The organism is Salegentibacter holothuriorum (genome assembly GCF_900168045.1).
Lineage (GTDB): Bacteria > Bacteroidota > Bacteroidia > Flavobacteriales > Flavobacteriaceae > Salegentibacter > Salegentibacter holothuriorum.
Window position 1 is genome coordinate 103,547 of sequence record NZ_FUYY01000004.1, and the last position, 20,528, is coordinate 124,074.

At 36.2% G+C, this 20,528-nt stretch carries 22 protein-coding genes; 11 read left to right on the plus strand and 11 right to left on the minus strand.

Annotated features, from left to right (window positions below; all coding sequences use genetic code 11):
• The first annotated feature begins 90 nt into the window (after positions 1-90).
• The 8 genes from B5X51_RS10970 (at position 91) to B5X51_RS11005 (ending at position 6,998) form a co-directional block, all read left to right on the plus strand.
• Positions 91-888 (plus strand): peptidase associated/transthyretin-like domain-containing protein, encoded by a 798-nt coding sequence (locus B5X51_RS10970; RefSeq protein ID WP_079721227.1) that lies wholly within the window; start codon positions 91-93, stop codon positions 886-888.
• A gap of 23 nt (positions 889-911) precedes the next feature.
• Entirely contained in the window at positions 912-1,679 is a 768-nt protein-coding gene (locus tag B5X51_RS10975) for a carboxypeptidase-like regulatory domain-containing protein (RefSeq protein WP_079721228.1), read from the plus strand.
• Complete coding sequence (locus tag B5X51_RS10980) at positions 1,680-2,426, plus strand: peptidase associated/transthyretin-like domain-containing protein (protein WP_079721229.1); 747 nt, start codon at positions 1,680-1,682, stop codon at positions 2,424-2,426.
• Positions 2,407-3,177, plus strand: a complete 771-nt coding sequence (locus tag B5X51_RS10985) for a peptidase associated/transthyretin-like domain-containing protein (RefSeq protein ID WP_079721230.1) — start codon at positions 2,407-2,409, stop codon at positions 3,175-3,177. The genes B5X51_RS10980 and B5X51_RS10985 overlap by 20 nt, the downstream gene beginning before the upstream one ends.
• A 26-nt stretch (positions 3,178-3,203) precedes the next feature.
• Positions 3,204-3,707 carry a DUF6702 family protein gene (locus tag B5X51_RS10990; RefSeq protein WP_079721231.1) on the plus strand — a complete coding sequence of 168 codons (504 nt, stop codon included), beginning with the start codon at positions 3,204-3,206 and terminating at the stop codon, positions 3,705-3,707.
• A 62-nt stretch (positions 3,708-3,769) separates the two neighbouring features.
• Positions 3,770-6,079 (plus strand): M1 family metallopeptidase, encoded by a 2,310-nt coding sequence (locus B5X51_RS10995; RefSeq protein ID WP_079721232.1) that lies wholly within the window; start codon positions 3,770-3,772, stop codon positions 6,077-6,079.
• Positions 6,080-6,149: 70 nt separating this feature from the next.
• Positions 6,150-6,431 carry a Sec-independent protein translocase subunit TatA/TatB gene (locus tag B5X51_RS11000; protein WP_037315295.1) on the plus strand — a complete coding sequence of 94 codons (282 nt, stop codon included), beginning with the start codon at positions 6,150-6,152 and terminating at the stop codon, positions 6,429-6,431.
• A gap of 9 nt (positions 6,432-6,440) precedes the next feature.
• Complete coding sequence (locus tag B5X51_RS11005) at positions 6,441-6,998, plus strand: phosphatase PAP2 family protein (RefSeq protein ID WP_079721233.1); 558 nt, start codon at positions 6,441-6,443, stop codon at positions 6,996-6,998.
• Here B5X51_RS11005 and B5X51_RS11010 read toward each other — a convergent pair.
• Positions 6,991-7,632, minus strand: a complete 642-nt coding sequence (locus B5X51_RS11010; protein WP_079721234.1) for an O-methyltransferase — start codon at positions 7,630-7,632, stop codon at positions 6,991-6,993. The two genes, B5X51_RS11005 and B5X51_RS11010, sit on opposite strands and share 8 nt — an antisense overlap.
• Positions 7,633-7,898: 266 nt before the next feature.
• Between B5X51_RS11010 and kynU the strand changes: the two genes are divergently transcribed.
• Positions 7,899-9,182, plus strand: coding sequence for a kynureninase (gene kynU / locus B5X51_RS11015; protein WP_079721235.1), 1,284 nt, complete (start codon positions 7,899-7,901; stop codon positions 9,180-9,182).
• 29 nt (positions 9,183-9,211) lie between these two features.
• Entirely contained in the window at positions 9,212-10,138 is a 927-nt protein-coding gene (locus B5X51_RS11020) for a serine hydrolase (RefSeq protein ID WP_079721236.1), read from the plus strand.
• Positions 10,139-10,281: 143 nt separating this feature from the next.
• Here B5X51_RS11020 and B5X51_RS11025 read toward each other — a convergent pair whose 3' ends face one another.
• From B5X51_RS11025 to B5X51_RS11060, 9 genes are all read right to left on the minus strand, one after another.
• The gene (locus B5X51_RS11025) at positions 10,282-10,962 is read right to left on the minus strand and encodes a hypothetical protein (RefSeq protein ID WP_079721237.1); all 681 of its coding nucleotides are present in this window, start codon (positions 10,960-10,962) and stop codon (positions 10,282-10,284) included.
• 36 nt (positions 10,963-10,998) lie between these two features.
• Positions 10,999-11,769 (minus strand): SDR family oxidoreductase, encoded by a 771-nt coding sequence (locus B5X51_RS11030; protein WP_245828743.1) that lies wholly within the window; start codon positions 11,767-11,769, stop codon positions 10,999-11,001.
• A 79-nt stretch (positions 11,770-11,848) separates the two neighbouring features.
• Positions 11,849-12,004: a lmo0937 family membrane protein gene (locus B5X51_RS15830; RefSeq protein WP_139374880.1), complete on the minus strand. Its 156-nt coding sequence runs from the start codon at positions 12,002-12,004 to the stop codon at positions 11,849-11,851.
• Positions 12,005-12,211: 207 nt separating this feature from the next.
• Complete coding sequence (locus B5X51_RS11035; RefSeq protein WP_079721239.1) at positions 12,212-13,759, minus strand: cryptochrome/photolyase family protein; 1,548 nt, start codon at positions 13,757-13,759, stop codon at positions 12,212-12,214.
• Entirely contained in the window at positions 13,744-15,039 is a 1,296-nt protein-coding gene (locus tag B5X51_RS11040) for a DASH family cryptochrome (RefSeq protein WP_079721240.1), read from the minus strand. Before B5X51_RS11040 ends, B5X51_RS11035 begins: the two co-directional genes overlap by 16 nt.
• Positions 15,036-15,176 (minus strand): DUF2256 domain-containing protein, encoded by a 141-nt coding sequence (locus tag B5X51_RS11045; protein WP_079721241.1) that lies wholly within the window; start codon positions 15,174-15,176, stop codon positions 15,036-15,038. The genes B5X51_RS11040 and B5X51_RS11045 overlap by 4 nt, the downstream gene beginning before the upstream one ends.
• A gap of 3 nt (positions 15,177-15,179) precedes the next feature.
• Entirely contained in the window at positions 15,180-15,830 is a 651-nt protein-coding gene (locus tag B5X51_RS11050; RefSeq protein ID WP_079721242.1) for a flavin reductase family protein, read from the minus strand.
• Positions 15,831-15,954: 124 nt separating this feature from the next.
• Positions 15,955-16,200, minus strand: coding sequence for a hypothetical protein (locus B5X51_RS11055; protein WP_079721243.1), 246 nt, complete (start codon positions 16,198-16,200; stop codon positions 15,955-15,957).
• A gap of 93 nt (positions 16,201-16,293) precedes the next feature.
• A complete protein-coding gene (locus B5X51_RS11060; protein WP_079721244.1) occupies positions 16,294-17,415 on the minus strand; it encodes an alkene reductase in 1,122 nt (373 codons plus the stop codon).
• Between the two features lie 188 nt (positions 17,416-17,603).
• Here B5X51_RS11060 and B5X51_RS11065 point away from each other — a divergent pair, with 188 nt between their 5' ends.
• Positions 17,604-18,965, plus strand: coding sequence for an FAD-dependent oxidoreductase (locus tag B5X51_RS11065; protein ID WP_079721245.1), 1,362 nt, complete (start codon positions 17,604-17,606; stop codon positions 18,963-18,965).
• Here the strand turns inward: B5X51_RS11065 and B5X51_RS11070 are convergent.
• Entirely contained in the window at positions 18,957-20,444 is a 1,488-nt protein-coding gene (locus B5X51_RS11070) for a potassium/proton antiporter (RefSeq protein WP_079721246.1), read from the minus strand. The two genes, B5X51_RS11065 and B5X51_RS11070, sit on opposite strands and share 9 nt — an antisense overlap.
• Positions 20,445-20,528: the final 84 nt, after the last annotated feature.

Here is a 20,528-nt window from a genome sequence, read left to right on the forward strand (position 1 = left end):
CTAATTGGGGGTTTTAACAAAAGTTTACAAGCTGCTTTACTGATTATAAGAAGTAAGAATTGTTACTTTATTAATAGGAAGATTACCATTATGATAAAGAATACATTATATATTGCTTTTATTTTATTCAGCAGCATTTTATTTGCCCAGGAACAGGAAAGAATTTTGGTTAACGGTAAAATTATTGTTCCTGAAAATGATTCTCCAGAAGGAATGACCATTTTTAATCTAAGCACTTCCCGGGGCACCATCGCAAATTCTAACGGTGAGTTTAAGTTGCAGGTAGCTCTAAATGATACCGTGGTATTCTCTGCCATCCAGTTTCAAAATTTTAAAGTGGTTGTAGAAGAAGGTGTTATAAACTCAGGAGAAATGAACGTATTTTTAACCGAGACCATTACCGAATTGCCTGAGGTACTTTTATCTGATAATGATCTTTCTGGAGATATTAGGGTTGATGTTGCCAGGATAGCAATTCAGGATCCTGATGTTCCAAGGTACTCGGCAGCCGATTTAGAGGCAATGAATGTTAGACGACAACCCGATTCATTAATGGGGCCGGGAAGAAACGCTGCTCTGGCAGCCGGGAATACCCGACTCGTTAACGGACTCAATTTTGTAAATGTATTTAAATTACTGGTTGGTGCTGAAGTAGAAAACAGTCCTTTTAGCAAACCTGAACTAGATGAAAAATTACGTGATTTATATGATGATGATTTTTTTAAAGCTAATCTAGATATTGAGCGAGATAAAATTAATGATTTTATTTATTACGTTACAGATCACGGCCTGGATCAGGAATTGCTTGAGGACGGTAACGAGTTAAACCTCATCGAGTTTTTAATAAATAAAAGCAAAGAATATAAGGCCTTTCACGCCCGCAAATAATTCAATCTAACCATCATCAATCAATGAAATTTAATGTATTCATCACACTGTTTTGCATAGCTCAAATAGCATTCGCGCAGGAGAAAAAAAAGCTTACCGGGAAAATAGAGGCCAATTCTATAGAGGCTCCTGTTCATATTATAAATGTAACCCAGGAAAAAGGCACCGTGAGCGATAAAGCGGGGAATTTTAAACTTGAAGTTACAGAAAATGATTTGCTTCTAATTTCTTCAGTACAATTCCAGCGAAAAGAAATAAAAATAACGTCTAAAATTTTTAATCAGAAAGTTTTAAAAGTTAAGTTGCTGCCTGCCTTAACCGAACTGGAGCAGGTTCGAATTCATAATCTTAGCGGTAACCTTAAAGAAGATATTGCCAGTATCAAGGTAATAGATATGCCGGTTATTAGTGTACCGCCTGTACCGCGTAGCGTGGTTCCCAGGGGTACGCCAAATGCAGCTTTTAATGCCAGCCAAACTCAGGGCCCGGCCGGGGGGAATATTTTAGGTTTGGTGGGTTTAATCACAGGAAAACCTAATTTTGGATCGTTAAAGAAGTCGGTGTCTCCTGCCAGGAACGAAAGGGAGGTGGTAAATAGTCTTCGTAACAGGTTTGAAGATTATTTCTTTACCAATCATTTAAAAATTGATGCCAGGCATATTATGAATTTCCTGAGCTATATTTTTGAAAATGGCTTTCAGGAAAAATTGTTGAAGGAAGAACGCGCTTTAGAACTGGTGGTGTATTTAGAAAAACGAAGTGAAGCTTTTCGCAAATTTATTGCTGAATAAATGAAAAGTAGCTTCTTTTTTATTGTTTTACTCATTTTTTCATCACATTTATTCTCCCAGGAAAGCATAATTCTTAAAGGAAAAATACTCACCGATTCTATAGAAGCTCCAATCCATATAATAAATATTACAGCAGAAAAAGGAACGGTAACCAAAGCAAATGGAGAATTTTTGGTAGAGGTGAGGGAGCAGGATCTTTTATTGTTTTCATCGGTGCAGTTTCAGAAGAAAGAAATATTGGTTACTCCACAAATTTTATCTTCCGGAATTTTAGAAGTCAAATTACAAAAAGACCTTACCGAATTAGACGAAGTAAGGCTGCATCAATTAAGCGGAAACCTAGGAAATGATATTGAGGGAATTGAAACTTTTGATCCAAGAATTATTGGCTTTGCTCTTTCAGATAAAGAACCTTTAATTATAGAAGAGCGAAAACTGTTTGCAATTACCAGGCCCGATGACCCTGTAGGAACCCTTTATGGAATCATTTCGGGGCAAAAAAAAATGTATGAAAAGGCTATTGAAAATAGTAAATTAAGCAAACTTGTTTATAAGGCCAGGGAATTTGTTCCTGATGAATTTTATACAGAAACCCTGGAGTTGAAGGGAAACAAGATCATGGATTTTCTCTACTATTGCAGCCTAAAGCCTAATTTCAAACAATTAGTGAATAAAAATGATCCTTTAGTTTTAATAGAGTTTCTTAAAGAGACGATTACTAAATATAATGAGTTTATTCAGGATTAATTTTATAATTCTATTAGCGGTTCTACTGCTAATTTGGAGTAAAGGCTTTTCACAGGAGAAAGAGATATTATCTGGTAAAATTATAACTGAAGAATCTTTAAATTCCCCGGTACACATTATAAATATTAGTCGAAAAAAAGGCGGAGTGAGTGAACTTTCGGGGCGTTTTTCAATTGAAGTTAGTGTGGGTGATACTCTTGTCTTTTCTTCGGTTCAATATAAAAAGGAAAAGATTGTAGTAAATCGGGAAATCCTTCAGCTAAAAAATTATAGAATTAAACTGATAGAAGATCTCACCGAATTAGAGGAAGTGAAACTTCATAAACTATCCGGAAACCTGGCCAAAGATATTTCAGGAATTGAGACTTTTAATAAATTCGATTTAAATGCTACCATGGCGAGGAAACCGCCCCCAACGCAACTGGAAAGGCAAACCTATACTGCTACTACTGGGCCGGGTGGAGGAATTCCTTTAGATCCTATTCTGAATAAATTAAACGGGACTTTAGATAAATTGGAAAAAAGAAAAGAAAATGCCGATTTAAAATTTCAGGTAGAACAAGCAGTTTATCTAATTTCTGAAAAAACCTTTACCATAGACTTTGAGATTCCGGAAAGCGAGATAATGAATTTTGCGTATTATTGTGCGGAAAACTATGATTTAGAAAATTTACTGGATAATCTTTTAGAATTATACGAGTTTTTTCAATCTAAAGCTGAAGACTATAAGGCATTGAAGGTTTTGGACTGAAATTTGCAATCATATTGGAAAAATTAATGAGAAAAATAAGCCTAATTCTGGCCAGCTTTTTTTTGCTTTCAGGTTTCAAATCTGGGGCGCATGAGTTTTATTTAAGCGTTACTGAGATTGAATACAATAATGAAAAGCAGAGTCTTCAAATTATTACCCGTGTTTTTATAGATGACTTTGAAGATGTTTTAAACGAACGTTACGGCTCAGATCTTCAGCTTTCTGAGGAAGCGGAAGAAGGTGAGGTTGCCGAAAATATTTCAAAATATCTCAAGCAAAAATTAAGGCTTCAGGTTAATGGCGAAGAACTTCAGCTAAATTATTTAGGAAAAGAATATGATGCCGATCAATTGATACTATATATTGAAGTTGAAAATCTAGCTCCTTTCAATAAAATTGAAGTTTCCAATGAGATACTAACCGATCTTTTTGATGATCAAAAAAATGTAGTACACGTAAAAGTAAACGGTAAGACTAAAAGTTTACTTCTTATGCGAAAACAAGAAACCGAAAAACTTACTTTTCCTTAAAATTCAGGGAAAGACTAAGAAAAATATTTATTTTTAGCAATCTTTAAATTAAAATAGTATTGATGAATAGATTAAGATTATTAAGCTTCGCTTTAGTGGTTCTTTTTGTAAGCGGTGTTCAGGCTCAGGAATCAGAAGACCAAGAGGAACAGCCAAAGCAGAAAGGTCATGAAAATAATAACAAGTTTAAGCAACTTTACGAAACCTTCGCAACTCCAAATCAATATAGAACCGGTGCAGGGGCACCTGGGGAAGCCTACTACCAAAATCAGGCCGACTATAAAATGGAGATTGTTTTAGATGATAAAAACACCCGTTTAGATGGTGAGGCCCAGGTGACTTATTATAATAATTCTCCCGATAAATTAGAATATTTATGGGTGCAGCTAGATCAAAATATACGAAAAAAAGATGCACCAACTATAGATCAAAATCCTAGTTCAATGAGATCTGTGGCTACACCACAGCGGTTTGTAAACGAGCATATGGAAGAATCATTTGATGGTGGTTTCAATATTATAGATTTAACGCATGATGGAGATAAACTAAATTACATCATCAATCAAACGATGTTAAGAATAGATTTAGAAGAGGCTTTAGAGCCTGGTGAATCTTTTGAATTTGAAATGAAGTGGTGGTACAATATCAACAACCATATTACCGATAGAGCAAGAAGCGGATACGAGCATTTTCCTAAAGATGGAAATAATGCTTACGTAATTGCTCAATTCTTTCCAAGAATGGCAGTCTACAACGATGTTGAAGGCTGGCAAAATATGCAGTTTTGGGGAAGTGGTGAGTTTGCCCTTCCTTTTGGAAACTACGAAGTAGATATTACTGTTCCTGCAGATCATATTATGGAAGCTACAGGAGAACTTCAAAACCGTGATGAAGTTTACACTAAAGAAATGATGCGCCGCTACAAGCAGGCCAAAAAATCTTATGACGAACCCGTAATTGTTAGAACCCAGGCAGAGGCTGAAGAGGCAGAAAAGTCTTTTTCTAACAAAACTAAAACCTGGAAATATAAAGCCGATATGGTGAGGGATTTTGGATTTTCTACTTCAAGAAAGTTCATTCTTGATATGATGGCTACCGATATAGATGGCAAAGATGTTATGGCGGTTTCTCTTTATCCCAAAGAAGGAAATCCGCTTTGGGAAGAGTGGTCTACAAAAGCCGTAGCCAGTACTTTAAAATCTTACTCTAAACAAACTTTTCAATATCCATATCATAAAGCGGTTTCGGTTCACGCAAGAAACCAGGGAATGGAATATCCAATGATCTGTTGGAATTATGGTCGTCCAGATGAAGACGGAACATATTCTGATAGAACAAAGTTTGGGATGATAAGTGTAATTATTCACGAAATTGGGCATAACTTTTTCCCAATGATTGTTAACAGTGATGAACGCCAATGGGGTTGGATGGATGAGGGTTTAAATACCTTTAGCCAGTATCTTGCAGAGCAGGAGTTTGGAGAAAAATATCCGAAAGCTATTGGGACTTTAGAGCAATATCCCTCTAGAAGAGGTATTCCTTCTAAAATTGTTCCTTATATGAGAGGCAATCAAAAGTATATTGCTCCAATAATGTCTAATCCAGAGAATGTATACCAGTTAGGAAACAATGCTTATGGAAAACCTGCAACGGCTCTAAATATTTTGAGAGAGACCGTAATGGGCCACGAGCTTTTTGACCACGCTTATAAAACTTTTGCCCATCGTTGGATGTTTAAACACCCAACTCCTGAAGATTTCTTCAGAACAATGGAAGATGCATCAGCGGTAGATTTAGACTGGTTTTGGAGAGGATGGTTCTATACTACGCAAAATGTAGATATGGGAATTAAGGAAGTACAAAAGCTTTATGTAACAGATAATGTAACTCAGGAAGGAAAGGAGTTCTTAGAACGTTACGGTGCAGATCCGGAAGAGATAGATGCGGTTTATGTAATTAATGAAGAGAGCGAAGAGTTTGACCAAAGTTCAAAAGGAAAATCGGTTTTAGACAACTCACCTACTATTAAGGAGTACGTGATGGACAACTTTTCTGAGGCTGAAAGAGCTAAGTTGAAAGACCCTAAATATTTCTATCAGGTTACTTTTGAAAAACCCGGTGGAATTCCAATGCCTTTAATTGTACAATTCACTTACGCTGATGGCTCTACCGAGTTGAAGAGGTATCCGGTTCAACTATGGAGAATGAATGATGAGGCGGTTACCAAGGCTATTGCCAGTGATAAAGAAATCATTAAAATGGTGGTAGATCCTAATCTTGAAACAGCAGATATTGACGTAAGCAACAATATCTGGCCTAAGGAGAAGACTACCAGTAAATTTGAAGAATTCAAGGAGAATCTTGCGAACTAAAAAATTTTTAAGCCGACTTTAACGAGTCGGCTTTTTTTATGCTTAAATTTGTGTCTATATTTGTTTTGCTATGAACATCATACCCCTTTTTATTAGTGGTGCCGAGATTGCCTTTATCCTTTTTATTTTGGTAATGGTTTTTGGTGCCGATAAAATTCCTGATATCGCCCGCGGAATGGGTAAAGGAATGAAAATGCTTAGAAATGCGTCTAACGACATCAAAACTGAAATTCAAAAAAGTGCCGATAAGCAAGGAATAAATACCGATATTTCTAAAGATGTTAAAGGCGAGATCGATAAAGTGAAAGAGGATATTGATGAAATTACCGGATCAGTAAAGCGTAGATTTTAATCAATTTTTATGTTAGAACAGCTAGAACAATGGGATAGGGAGCTGTTTATTTATCTCAACGGATTAGGAATTGAATCTTATGATAATTTCTGGATTACCGTGACTACCATCCAAAACTGGATTCCTCTTTACGTTACTTTTTTTATTCTTTATTTTGTAGCTTTTCACTGGAAAAAAGCACTTTTCACCAGTTTATTTACAATTGCTACAGCCCTTTCTACTTACGGCTTTACCAACATAGTTAAAAACTTTTTTTTGCGGCTTAGGCCAAATAACCAGCCTGAAATTGCCGATATCATTAGAATTTTACAAACACCAGATAATTATAGCTTTTTCTCTGGTCATTCAGCGGTTTCTGCAGCCGCAGCCCTATTTTTAATTCTTGCTTTAAAACATAAATATCCCTGGATTTGGGTGGTACTTATATGGCCGCTATTATTTATGTTGAGTAGGATTTATGTTGGAGTTCATTACCCGGGAGATGTACTGGTTGGCGCAGCTGTAGGAATTATTTTTGCAATTATTTTTTTTATGCTCTACCAACGTTCCGGGAAACGTTTTATTTAAGCCTACTTAAAGTTAGCCCATCTCGAATTGGTAAAATAACGGTTTCTATTCTCTCGTCTTCCGCAAGCATCTTATTATATTTTAAAAGTGCCCGTGTAGATTCATCATCGGTTTTAACCGGCTTCACCACTTTGCCACTCCATAAAACATTGTCTGATAATATAACGCCTCCGGGATTCATTTTCTCAATGATCAAGTTGAAATAAGCAGGGTAATTTGGTTTATCGGCATCAATAAATACCAGGTCAAATTTTGAATTGATTTTTGGGATTATCTCTCTCGCATCCCCAATATATTGCTTAATCTGATTTTTGTATTCTGAAGCCTCGAAATATTTCTGCTGAAAATCGTATAATTCTTCATTGATATCTATGGTGTGCAATAATCCATTTTCAGCTAAACCTTCGGCCAGGCATAATGCCGAGTAACCGGTATAAGTGCCAATTTCTAAAATACTTTTTGGAGCTATTATTTTTGAAAGTAAGCTCAAAATCCTACCCTGATAGTTGCCACTTAACATTCTGGGCTGTAATACTTTTTGATTAGTTTCCCGGTTTAGTTTTGTTAAAAATTCTGGTTCTTTAGCTGAATGTTCTAAAATATAGTCATCTATCGTTTCAGGTAAAAAATGCATTGGTTCTATTTTTGTTCAAATTTAGAGAAATTATTGATTCTGCAACTTGTATTATACTTCCTCTTTTCGTGTAAAAGCCCGCTTTTAGAATAGCTTGTAACTATTTTTTAAATTGTATTTTTACTCGATAATCGAGATTAAATGCTCCGAGGCTTGCCTCGAAATCAAATTATATTTTCCAATAATAATGCTTCGTGAGCTTGCTCCGAAGTTGTTTACTTGATAACTTAAATTTTAAATCTTTAAGATTGAAAATGAAACCACACATGCAGTTTAAAAATACCCTAGAATTTGCCAGAGAACTCGATGCCGAAGACAAATTATCATCTTACCGAGATCAATTTATTTTTCCACAGCACGAAGGTGAAAATGTAATCTACTTCACCGGAAATTCACTGGGTCTTCAACCAAAATCAGCTAAAAAATATGTAGACGAGATTATGACCGATTGGGCGAATCTTGCTGTAGAAGGTCATTTTTATGCCGAAAAACCCTGGTGGGATTACCACGAACGTTTTTCGGCAAAACTGGCTAAAGTAGTAGGAGCAAAACCTGCTGAAGTTACGGTAATGAATACACTTACGGTAAATTTGCACTTATTAATGGTTTCCTTTTATAGACCTAAAGGAAAACGCTACAAGATTATTTGTGAGGAAAAAGCTTTTCCCAGCGACCAGTATATGATTTCCAGTCAGGTGCGTTTTCACGGTTACGATCCAGAGGATGCTATCGTGGAAATTAAAAGACGCGAAGGAGAAAATAATTTTAGGACCGAAGATATTTTTGCGAAAATAAAAGAAGTAGGCGAGGAGTGTGCTTTGGTGCTTATTGGAGGAGTGAATTATTATACTGGCCAGGTTCTTGAAATGGAAACAATTACCAAAGCAGGCCACGATATAGGCGCTTTTGTAGGCTGGGATCTTGCCCACGCAGCAGGAAATATTGAATTAAACCTAAGCGAATGGAATGTAGATTTTGCTGCCTGGTGTAGCTACAAATATATGAATAGCGGTCCCGGAAATGCTTCTGGATGTTTTATAAATGAAAAATATCATAACCAAAAAGATATTCCTCGCTTTGAAGGTTGGTGGGGCCATAGCAAAGAACGAAGATTTTTAATGGAACCCGAATTTCAGCCTGAAGACGGTGCCGATGCCTGGCAAATCTCTAATGCTCCTGTATTAGCTTTAGCACCTTATTTAGCTTCCCTGGAAATGTTTGAGGAAGTAGGGATGCCCGCTTTAATAGAAAAACGAAATAGAATTGTAGCTTATCTCGAGTTTGTTTTACACGAGATTGATAAGGAAGTTGATAGCAGTTTTGAAATTATCACTCCGGCAAAACAGGAGGAAAGAGGTACGCAACTTTCTGTGTTTTTACATGGAGAAGGTAGGGAGTTATTCAATTATTTAATGAAAAACGGCGTGATCACCGATTGGCGGGAACCCAATGTAATTCGATTGGCTCCGGCTCCTTTTTATTGTTCTTTTGAAGATATGTTTCAATTTGGGCAAATTCTTAAGAAGGGGATTTTAGAAAAATCTAAATAAAAATAAATGCTTAACTAATTTAAAATCAAATGAAAAAGATATTAGCTTTTTGTTTGTGGATGGTTTCAGTAACAGGTTTTTCCCAAAACACTGAAAGAGATCTAGAACTTCAACAGAAATTGGAGGCGCTAATTGATGATTTTAAAGGTGAGGTAGGTATTTATGTGAAAAATTTGGAAACAGGCAAAGAAGTCGCTATAAATGCCGATACCATTTTTCCAACGGCAAGTATCGTGAAAGTGCCAATTCTAGTCAAGATTTTTGATAAAATTGAAAAGGGAGATTTAAACTACAATGATACCCTGGTTTATTCTTCAGATCGTATTTACGGTGGTTCCGGGTTGATGCAGTTTTATAAAGATAGTACTAGAACAGATTTGAGAACGCTGGTTGCTTTAATGATTAGCTATAGCGATAATGTTACGTCTTTATGGAACCAGGAGCTTGCCGGGGGCGGAGAATCTATTAATAAGTTAATGGCTGAACTTGGCCTGGAGCATACCCGCGTAAATTCCAGAACTGATGGCCGGGAAAAGAATTGGGAGAAATACGGTTGGGGACAAACCACGCCTCGTGAAATGGCTTCAATTTTAGTTGAAATACGAAATCGTGAATTAATTAGTCCTGCAGCAAGTGACGAGATGTATAGGTTGCTGGGTAATTCTTTTTACCAGGACTATGCTTTGTCACAAGTACCTCCTTATGTACAGGCAGCTGCTAAACAGGGAATGGTAAATAGATCCCGATCTGAGCTTTTTATGGTAAATGCAGCTTCCGGGGATTATGTGTGTTATATAGCAACAAAAAATAATAAAGATGAATCCTGGGAAGATGATAATGAGGCCTGGGAATTACAACGGGAAATTTCTGCCTTGCTTTGGAAATACTTTGAACCAAACTCTGATTGGCAACCTGCGGAAGGAGCTAAAGAAATTTTGAGCGGGTTAAAATACTAGTAGCTTCAGATGATTTTGGAAGCTGTGAGTTCAACTAAATTGTTTAAACATCAACTAAATACACTCATACTAATAATTAAAAAGCCACTAATTCATTAAAATTTAGTGAATTTGTGGCTTAATAATATATTCAAAGTTTAAAATTATTTCACCTCAATGTCGGTAAAGAATAATTCAAAACTTCCATCGGGAGATTTATGGGATTTAGCGATTTTTAATCCCTGGAAATCTTCAAAATTTTCCCAGGTAGTGGGCATTTCTCTTTTTCCATCTGCAGATTTATAAATCCATTCTTCCAAAAGAAGGTCATCTTTATAATATACCACATAAGTATCGCCGGGAGTATAGCCGCCTTCCCCTTTATAAGAAACTTCCAAATAGTTCATTTCTTCCTTGCTAATTGGGGAAACACCGGTTTTTTCTTCAGAAATGTCTGCATCACTCCATACCATTTGATAAGGGAATAATAGCCAGTAGGAATCGTTAATAAACTTCTGATCTATTTCCTTATCGTCTTCAGAAATGCTATCTTTTTTAGTGTAAGTTTGGCTGATGTCACCTTCGGTAAGCCTAATTTCATCGGTTTTTGGCTTCCATGTCCAGGCACGGCTGGTTCTTATTGAATCCTGAACCTTAACATTAAATGTAAATTGAATTTCTTCAACAGCATCAAAATTATTTAACCCATGGGCAACAGCAATTTGTTCTGGAATACTTTTTTCAGCTTCAACGGCGACTTCCTGTCCAACTTCGGTTTTGTTTTCATTATTCTTACAGCTAATTAAAGCAGTAAATAAAAAAGTAAAAAGGATTAGTTTTTTCATAGTGTTTGATTTGCGATAAATATACAAAAACTGCTATTAAATGGCATTTACGCTCATTCCGCCATCTGCCACTATATTTTGTCCGGTGATATAAGAAGATTTATCCATAGCTAAAAAAGCGATTATGGAGGCCATTTCACTGGCTTCGGCAACGCGATTTAAAGGTGTTCGTTTAACAATGGGCGCCATTCTTTCCTGTTCACTCAAAAGTCCTTTAGTGAGTGGTGTAACCGTAAACCATGGAGAAACAGCGTTAACCCTAATTCTATCTTTAGCCCATTCTACCGCAAGACTTCTGGTTTGTTGTAATAATCCGGCCTTAGACATTGCATAAGGTGTACCCGTGCCAACATCTTGTGTTGCTGCAGAAGACGCCACATTCACGATCTTTGCACTGCCGCTTTTCTGAAGTAGGGAATGAAGTTTTCGGCTTAATTCAAAAGGAGCATTAAGATTTATTTCCATTACTTTTCTGAATTCTTCATCAGTATAATCGTTGGCCTTTTTGCGAATATTGATACCTGCGTTATTTACCAGAATGTCCAGTTTGCCCCAATGCTTTTCAATATAATCAAAAACCTTTTGCCTGTCTTCAGAACTAGTTACATCGGCCACCAGACCGTGTACCTTTTTGCCCTCTTTTTGCAAGTCCTCTAGTAAAAGATTTATATCCTTTTGAGTTCTGGAAGTAAACAATACTTCGGCTCCCAGTTCCAGAAATTCTAAAACAGCCGCTTTTCCAATTCCTTTTGTTCCGCCAGTTACCAGCGCTTGTTTATTCTTGAGATTCCACATAGTTTGTTGCATTATTCTGGAACATAAAATATAGAAATAAAAAACCCTTTGAAAATACTCAAAGGGTTTAACGAATCGATTAAATTATTAATTACAGACGGCGTCCGGTTAATAATTTATACAAAATTAGGATTACGGCTACTACAATTAGAATGTGGATAATGCTTCCCAAATCTGGAAATGCAAAATAGCCAACAAGCCATCCTATTACTAGTAATACTACGATAAGCCAAATTAAATCTTTCATATTGGTTGGTTTTGTGTAGCTAAGCTACTTGGTTAATGGTTTATACAAGTTAATAAATAAATTCTCACTTTTAAAGGAGTGGAAATCATAATAATTTGATTTTTAGACCTCTATTCCTTACTAAGTAAATTTAATTCTTAGTTTTAAACGAATTTATAGAATAACTGATTTGGAATAATAGCTTTTAACTAGTGTTTAACTCGAATGTTAAAATTTTTCAGGATTCTGAATTATAGCATTTGCTCGTTCTTTTATTCTAAATAATTCATCCTCAGGCTTTTTATCCAACATATTGAGCATCATGGCCATTCTGCGATTGTCTTTAAAAAATTCTCGTTTATCATCTAAAAAATTCCAGTATAAGCTATTGAAAGGACAGGAATTCTCACCGGTTTTTTGCTTTACGTCATAATGACATTCTTTGCAATAGTTGCTCATTTTATTAATATAGGAGCCACTGGAAACATAAGGTTTGGTAGCCACAATTCCGCCATCGGCAAACTGGCTCATGCCGCGCGTATTGGTTATTTCTACCCATTGAATGGCGTCTATATAAATACCAAGATACCAGGCGTCAACTTCATCGGGATGGGTTTGGGTGAGCAGGGCATAATTACCTGTAATCATAAGTCGCTGAATGTGATGTGCGTAAGCGTTATCCAGACTTTGCCTAATACTATGCTTTAGGCAATTCATTTTTGTATTTGCAGTCCAGTAAAAATCCGGTAATTTGTTCTGATTATCCAGTTTATTACTTCTTCTATAACCCGGCATTTCTTTCCAATAAATTCCGCGCATATATTCGCGCCAACCTAAAATTTGACGTACAAAACCTTCTACCTGAGAGATGTCTACCTCATCTTTATTTTCTCTCCAATAACAAATTACCGATTCTATAACTTCTTTTGGATGGAGCATCTTGGTGTTTAAAGCGAACGAGAGTCGGGAATGAAATAAGTAGGCCTGCTCAGTATGTAAAGCATCCTGGAAATCTCCAAAATGAACCAACAGGTTTTTACAAAAAGAATTTAAAACCGAAAGTGAATCTTCCCGGCTGGTTGGCCAGTTAAATTTTTCGGCATCAATGTTTCCAAAAGTTTTTATGCCTGCTTTTTCTACTTCCTGAAGTAATGCTGAAACATCTTTTCGAAACCCCCGTTCGTGCGGAATTTCCGGTTTACCGTACCATTTTTTACGGTTAGATTTATCAAAATTCCATTTACCACCTTCCGGGTCTTTAGAGTTCACCATAAGCACATCATATTTTTTACGCATATCGCGGTAAAAATATTCCATGGTCATTTCCTTTTTTCCTTTGTAAAAATTGGCGAGATCCTCTCTGGAGGTAAGAAAATGCTCGGTATCGTATGCTTCGGTTTCAATAGTTAAATCGCTACAGAAATCTTTTAATTGACCATCAAGCCGGTATTCATCAGGAAGTTGATATTCAAACTTTTCAATTTCATATTCTGAAATTAACTGCTTTAAATTTTTAGGTAAGGTTTGTTTGTTCTTTTTGTCGTTTATCTTAAGGTAAATAACTGCGTGCCCACGTTCTCTTAAATATTCAGTAAAATTGCGCATTGCACTAAAGAAGCCAATTACTTTCTGAATATGATGCACCACATAATCGGTTTCCTGCCGCATTTCCATAAAAACATAGCGTATGTTTTCCTGTTCTTCCTTAAACCAACTGTGTTGATGGTTAAGCTGATCGCCTAAAATCAACCTTAAGGTTTTTATTCTTTCAGCCATAATTTCTGAAATTTTTGATCTGGATCATAACGTTCGGCCTGGCGTTTTATATTAAATTTTCTATCTCGCGGGTCATTTCCAACGCCGCTGTTATACATCCAGTTTCCCCAATTGCTGTGTGCATCATAGTCTATTAACAGACTTTCAAAATACGCTGCACCAATACGCCAATCCTGTTTTAATTCCTTTGCCCAGTAACTGGCAACATTTTGCCTGCCGCGGTTGCTCATAAAACCAGTAGCGGCTAATTCTTTCATATTTGCGTTTACAAAAGGCTTCTTAGTTTCTCCATTTATCCAATTTTCCTTAGCCTTTTTATCTTTATTCCATTCCAGTTTTTTTTCGAGAATTCCATCAATTTTAAAGATCTTATTGCCGTGTTTTAGAGAGATGTATTTAAAATAATCGCGCCAAATTAGTTCAAAAATAAGCCAGTAAGTATCCTGATTTTTAATGATTTTTTCTTCAAATTTTTGAACTTCCCAATATACTTGTTTGGCTGAAATACTACCATTAGCAAGCCAGGCAGAGAGCTTTGAACTATAAGCCTCTCCAATTAGACCATTTCTGGTTTGCTTATACTGGGCTAGATTCTTTGATTCCCAAAAATATTGCTTAATTCTATTTTTTCCCTGTTTCTCTCCACCTTCAAAAGGAAAAGCCGTTCTTGAATCCTTATCAAATTCTTCAAATCCTAAATTTTTTAGGTTGGGAATTTTAGTTTTATTTTTTAGATGAAAATTTTCGGTGTTTAGTGGCTTAGGTATTGGAGTGCATTCTCTAACCGAAACTTTCGCTTCACACTTTTTTCTGAATTCTGTAAACACCTTTGGGATTTCTTTGAAATTCGGGTAAGGAATATCTTCAGGATGAAATAAAAATTGATCATAAAAACTTTTAAACTGAATTTCTCCTGGAATTTCTCGTTTTAATTTCGTGATTATATCCTGCTCTTCGCTAGTCCATTCTTCCTGAAGGTAAATATTAGAAATAGCATATTGGTCTATAATACCTGGTAGATGTTTTTCCGGTTCTTCATGATAGATAAATAAAGGGATATTGAGAGCGGCTAGATTTTCTTTTAATTCGGTAATTGTTTCTATCAGAAATTTAGTCCGAAACTTTCCTGTCTTTTTAAATCCGAATTCAGTGAACTCAAATTGCCTGGGATTAAAAAAGTAAATAGCGATAACCTGATCATTTTCCTTACAGGCTTCGGCTAAAGCTGAATTATCCCCGATGCGTAAATTATTTTTAAACCAGACTAATCCTGTACTCATCTTTTATTTCTTCTGCATTTTTCACTACAATAAATTACTGATAACCAGTTTTTCTCCCATTTTTTTCGCCATTTAAAGGGCTTTTGGCAAACAGGACAAGTTTTTTCCGGCAAATCAGATTTCTTTACCGTTTTCATCAGTTAAGCTTCTTTCTTAAAAAACGATTTAATTTCCTGACCGGGCCTGGCGTAATGAAAACGGTCTAAAAGACTTGGAAGTGAATAGCCATCTAATCCGTTTATAGCCACAGTTTCGGCATCATCCAGTCTTAACCAACCATCTGGGGCCTGGATGCCTTCATCAAAGTAAATATGCTCTATGGCGCCAATTATCATTACAGTATCATTTTCTTTGATGTAATACTCATTTACAAATTTACAACCTAGTTTTACGGTAGATTGTTTAACATAAGGCGCGAAAAAATCATCCAGGTATTCCTCTTCCAGGCCGGTTTCGTGAAATTCAGAAACTTCCTCATCATACTTTGCTGCCGTTTGGTGGGCACTTTCAATCATATCTTTTTGAATATGATTTACCGTAAAATATTGATTTTCCTTAATGTTTTTATAGGTGTTTCTAGGTACTTCTTTGGTTGGGCGGGTAATAAAACCAAGCAAAGCCGGGTTGCTTCCCAGGTGTGTAACCGAACTGAATACAGCTACATTCACGCCGTTTTCCTTAGATTTTGTAGCAATTAAATTAGCAGATTTATAACCGGTAACGCTATTAATAAGGTTTAAACGGAATAATTTTTCCATTCCGGTAATTTCTTCAGAAGTAATGTGTTCCATATAATTAAAATAAAAAAAGGTGATTAAAACTTAAAAATGTCTTTATGAAAATAGATTTCTTCCTGACAAATTTATGTTTTAGTCACCTTAAGACTTTAATGATTAGCTTTTCTTTATAAATTGATTAGCCCTGATTTTCCAGTTTATTTATTCTCATTTCGTATTCTTCCATAGCTTCACGAACTGCATCTACATTATCTGAAGACTTTTGATGGGCAGCATTCATTGCTTTTTCCAGTTCTTTGTCGGGGTGTTGGAACAAATCAGTGATTACATGGTTTATCTTATCGATAATACTTTCCTGGCTATTTTTAATGTCTTCCAGTTTATTTAAAGTAGACCTCATTTGTTCAAGTTTCGACTCATCCATAATTTTTGTTTTATAGGTTGAACATTAAATTTAGTTTTTTATTCAAGGAATTTTTAACCAATTAACCTGTTTTTAAGGACTTTTAATCTAAAATTATGAATTTTCAGCTTTATTTTTTTTAGGATCATATCTTGGATAATCGGTATATCCTTTAGCCCCCGATGTATAAAAGGTGTCTTCATCCCATTTAGCTGTTGAAACATTCTTCTCAAAACGTTCGGGTAGATCGGGATTAGAAATAAATAACTTTGCAAATGACACCATGTCGGCATTTCCTTCATTAATAACTTTATTTCCAGATTTCTGATCAAACCCGGCATTGATTATTATATTTCCTTTATAAATAGGTCTATAATGTTTTGCGATATTTGGTTCTAGATAATCTATTTCGCTTACATCGGTAAAAGGTTCAGATAAATGAACATAGGCAAGATTGTAAGCATTTAATTTTTCAACTATATAGTCAAATGTGGGAATTGTTTCTTCGGTAGCGGTGATGCCAAAAGCATTGTTGAGAGAAGGGTTCAATCTTACTCCAATTCTGTTTTCTGGCCATACTTCACTAATAGCTTCAAGTACTTCAAAAAAGAACCGGGCCCTGTTTTGAATATTTCCGCCATAATCATCGGTTCTTAAATTCGCGTTTTTATTAAAAAATTGATGTATTAAATATCCGTTTGATGAATGGATTTCCACACCGTCAAAACCTGCCTTTTTTGCATTTTCTGCAGCGTGTTTAAAATCCACTACAGTTTGTTTAATATCGGCAATATTCATAGCCTGTGGCTCTACGGTATCTTCAAATCCATCTGGAGTATAGGCCTGGGTATTTGGGTTTACTGCGCTTGGCGCTAATGGTTTTTCCCCATCGTGAAACTTAGGATGTGAAATTCTACCGCAATGCCATAATTGCAAGAATATTTTGCCGTTGTTTTCCTGAACCGATTGTGTTACTTTTCTCCAGGCTTTCACCTGCCCCTCGGTGTAAATCCCCGGCGTGTTTATATATCCTTCTGCGGCTTTAGAAATTTGCGAACCTTCAGTAATAATTAATCCTGAACCGGCTCGTTGCGTATAGTATTTAACGTGTAGATCTGTAGGTTCATTTCCTTTATTATCGGCTCGGTTACGCGTCATAGGAGCCATAATTACACGGTTTTTTAACTCCAAATCACCAAGGCTAGCAGGTTTTAGTAAAGCTTGATCTTCAATCATAATATCTTTATTTTAATAATAAATTTAAGGTAAGCGTAGCGTAAGTGCTGTTAATTAAATGGTAAATAGAATTTGCTTAAAACTATCTACGCTGCTTAAAGTCGGTAGAAATAAGTATTTTCGTAGCCTAAATCGCATTTCCCAAACGCTAATAGACTTTTAGAAAGGAGATGCACAGTAGGCACTTTATGCAAACACCTAAAAGAATCGCCATTGTTGGCTCAGGACTGGTTGGATCTTTACTCGCTATTTATCTTAGAAAAGCCGGCCACGAGGTTGAAGTTTTTGATAGAAGAAAAGACGTTAGAAAGGTTGAATTCTCTGGGCGATCAATTAACCTTGCAATGTCTAATCGTGGCTGGAAGTCACTAAGAGCTGTAGGTATTGAAGATGAAATAAAACAAATAGCCCTACCACTAGATAAAAGGGCGATGCACGTAAACGATAAACCGCTTTATTATCAAAAATACGGAAAGGAAGAAGAAGCAATTTTCTCTATTTCCCGAGGTGTTTTAAACCGAAAAATGATCACTCTTGCAGAAGATGCCGGTGCTAAATTTAGGTTTGAAGAAAAGGTTTGGGATATAGATATGGCTGAAGCTAAATTGTATTCTGGAGAAAGTGAAGAAGGGGAGTGGAAGGAATATCAATTTGACCTGATTTTTGGGGCTGATGGTGCCTTTTCCAGGGTTCGGCATAAAATGCAAAGACAAAGTAGGTTTAATTATTCACAGCATTTTATAAATGTAGGCTATAAAGAATTGAGTATAGCAGCAAACAAGGATGGTAGCCATAAGTTAGATAATGCTTCTTTTCACATCTGGCCTCGTGGTGAATTTATGCTTATTGCCATGCCTAATTTAGATGGCAGTTTTACCTGTACCTTGTTTATGCCTTTTGAAGGCGAAAACTCTTTTGAAAGTATAAAAACAGAGAAAGATGCCGATTTGTTTTTTCAAAAACATTTTCCCGATATAAACCAGGAAATTGAAAACCTAAAACGCGATTTCTTTAAAAATCCTACCAGTAGTATGGTGACCATTAAATGCTTTCCCTGGTCTTATTGGGAGAAAGTGACTTTGGTTGGAGATTCGGCGCATGCAATTGTGCCATTTTACGGGCAGGGAATGAATGCCGGTTTTGAAGATATTTTGGTTTTAAGCCAAAAAATGAAAGAACACGGAGATAACTGGGAACGTATTTTTGAAGAATATCAGGAATCTCGTAAACCTAATACTGATGCTATTGCTGAACTAAGCTATCGAAATTTTGTAGAGATGAGCAGCAAAACTGCTGATCCCGATTTTTTACTGCGGAAAAAGATTGAAAACTGGTTTTCTAATAAGCATCCCGATACCTGGGTGCCTTTGTACTCAAGAGTAACTTTTTCTGATAAACCTTATGCCGAAGCATTGGCTATTGGAGATTATCAGCGAAAAATTATGGATGAGGTTATGGAAATTCCTGAAATTGAAAAGAAGTGGGATTCTTCTGAAGTTGAAAATAAAATCTTGAAACTGCTGGATAACAAACCGGTTTTTTCAGTCTAAATTTTCCTGAACTTCAGCTTGAATATTCAGGCTGTCATAAACACCAACCATGGTTTCCTGGTCTTCGGTCAATACAACTAGCATATCATTGGCTTCAACTACCGTATTTCCGTTGGGAGTAATAAATTGATCGTCTCTGGAGATCATTGCGATAATTGCTTTTTTTGGGAATTGTAAGTCTACAATTCTTTTTCCTACAGAGTGATTGTGTTCAGGGATGTTTATTTCCCTTAAAAAAGATTTAGCATCATCGGCCATAAAAGCATCTACGGGTGATTTTTGTTTCGCCTTCATAGGTAGGGCTACGTTTAACCACCTTGCCACTACAGATAAAGTAGTTCCCTGAATTAATACCGAAGTTAGCGATACAAAAAATACAATATTAAAGATCATATCTGCCTTTTCAATCCCGGCAAGTAGGGGATAGGTAGCGAATACAATAGGAACAGCCCCTCGAAGACCTACCCAGGAAATATACCAGCGCCGGCGCATCTTCATTTTAAAGAAAATTAAGCTTAAGAATACCCCTAATGGTCTTGCAATAAAAATCAGGAAAATGGAGATGAAAATCCCCACCCCAATAACCGGTACAATGTGTGAAGGGTAAACCAATAAACCTAAAGTAAGGAAGAGTACAATTTGCATGAGCCACGCCAACCCATCAAACATTCGCATAATGGTCTTTTTATGAATAATGTTATGATTGCCAAGATAAACTCCGCTTAAATAGACCGCTAAAAAACCATTGCCTCCAAGAGCATCAGTAGCAGAAAATACAATGAACATTAAAGCGATGGCCAGTACCGGATACAATCCTTCAAAATCAAGCTTTATTTTATTAATTACAATTCGACTTAATTTACCGAAGATAAAGCCAAGTGCCGCGCCAATAAGAATTTGTTGGAGAAATAATGGAATAATGCTGTAAATACTTTGATCTTGATTCACTACCAGGCCTAAAAAGGCGATGGTGAGGAAATAGGCCATAGGATCGTTACTACCACTTTCTAACTCCAGGGTAGGTCTTAGATTAGATTTTAGCGCCAGGTTTTTTGACCTTAAAATTGAAAATACTGCAGCGGCATCTGTAGAAGATACAATGGCGCCAAGTAGTAAGCCTTCATAAATCGTAAAATCGGTAATAAACCATACAAAGGTTCCCACGCTTACCGCTGTAAATAAAACTCCAAGAATAGAAAGGGAAATTCCCTGCCACATTACCGGTTTTATTGTTTTCCAACTGGTATCCAGTCCACCGGAGAATAAGATGAAATTAAGGGAAACAATACCTATAAATTGTGCCAGCTTCGGATCGTTAAAATAAATACCTCCAATGCCCTCTGATCCTGAAAGTATACCTACCGCGAGAAAGAGCACCAGGGTTGGCACTCCAAAACGATAGGAGGTTTTACCCGCCAGGATGCTTATAAACAACAAAATTGAGCCTATTAAGAGAATGTTTTCTATAGTGATGCTCATTGTAAATGTTGTTGTGCTATTTTGGTTGATTTTTAGATCTTAGGATAAGCTCGTCAATTTTTTTCTCGAATTGCTTGAAGAAGC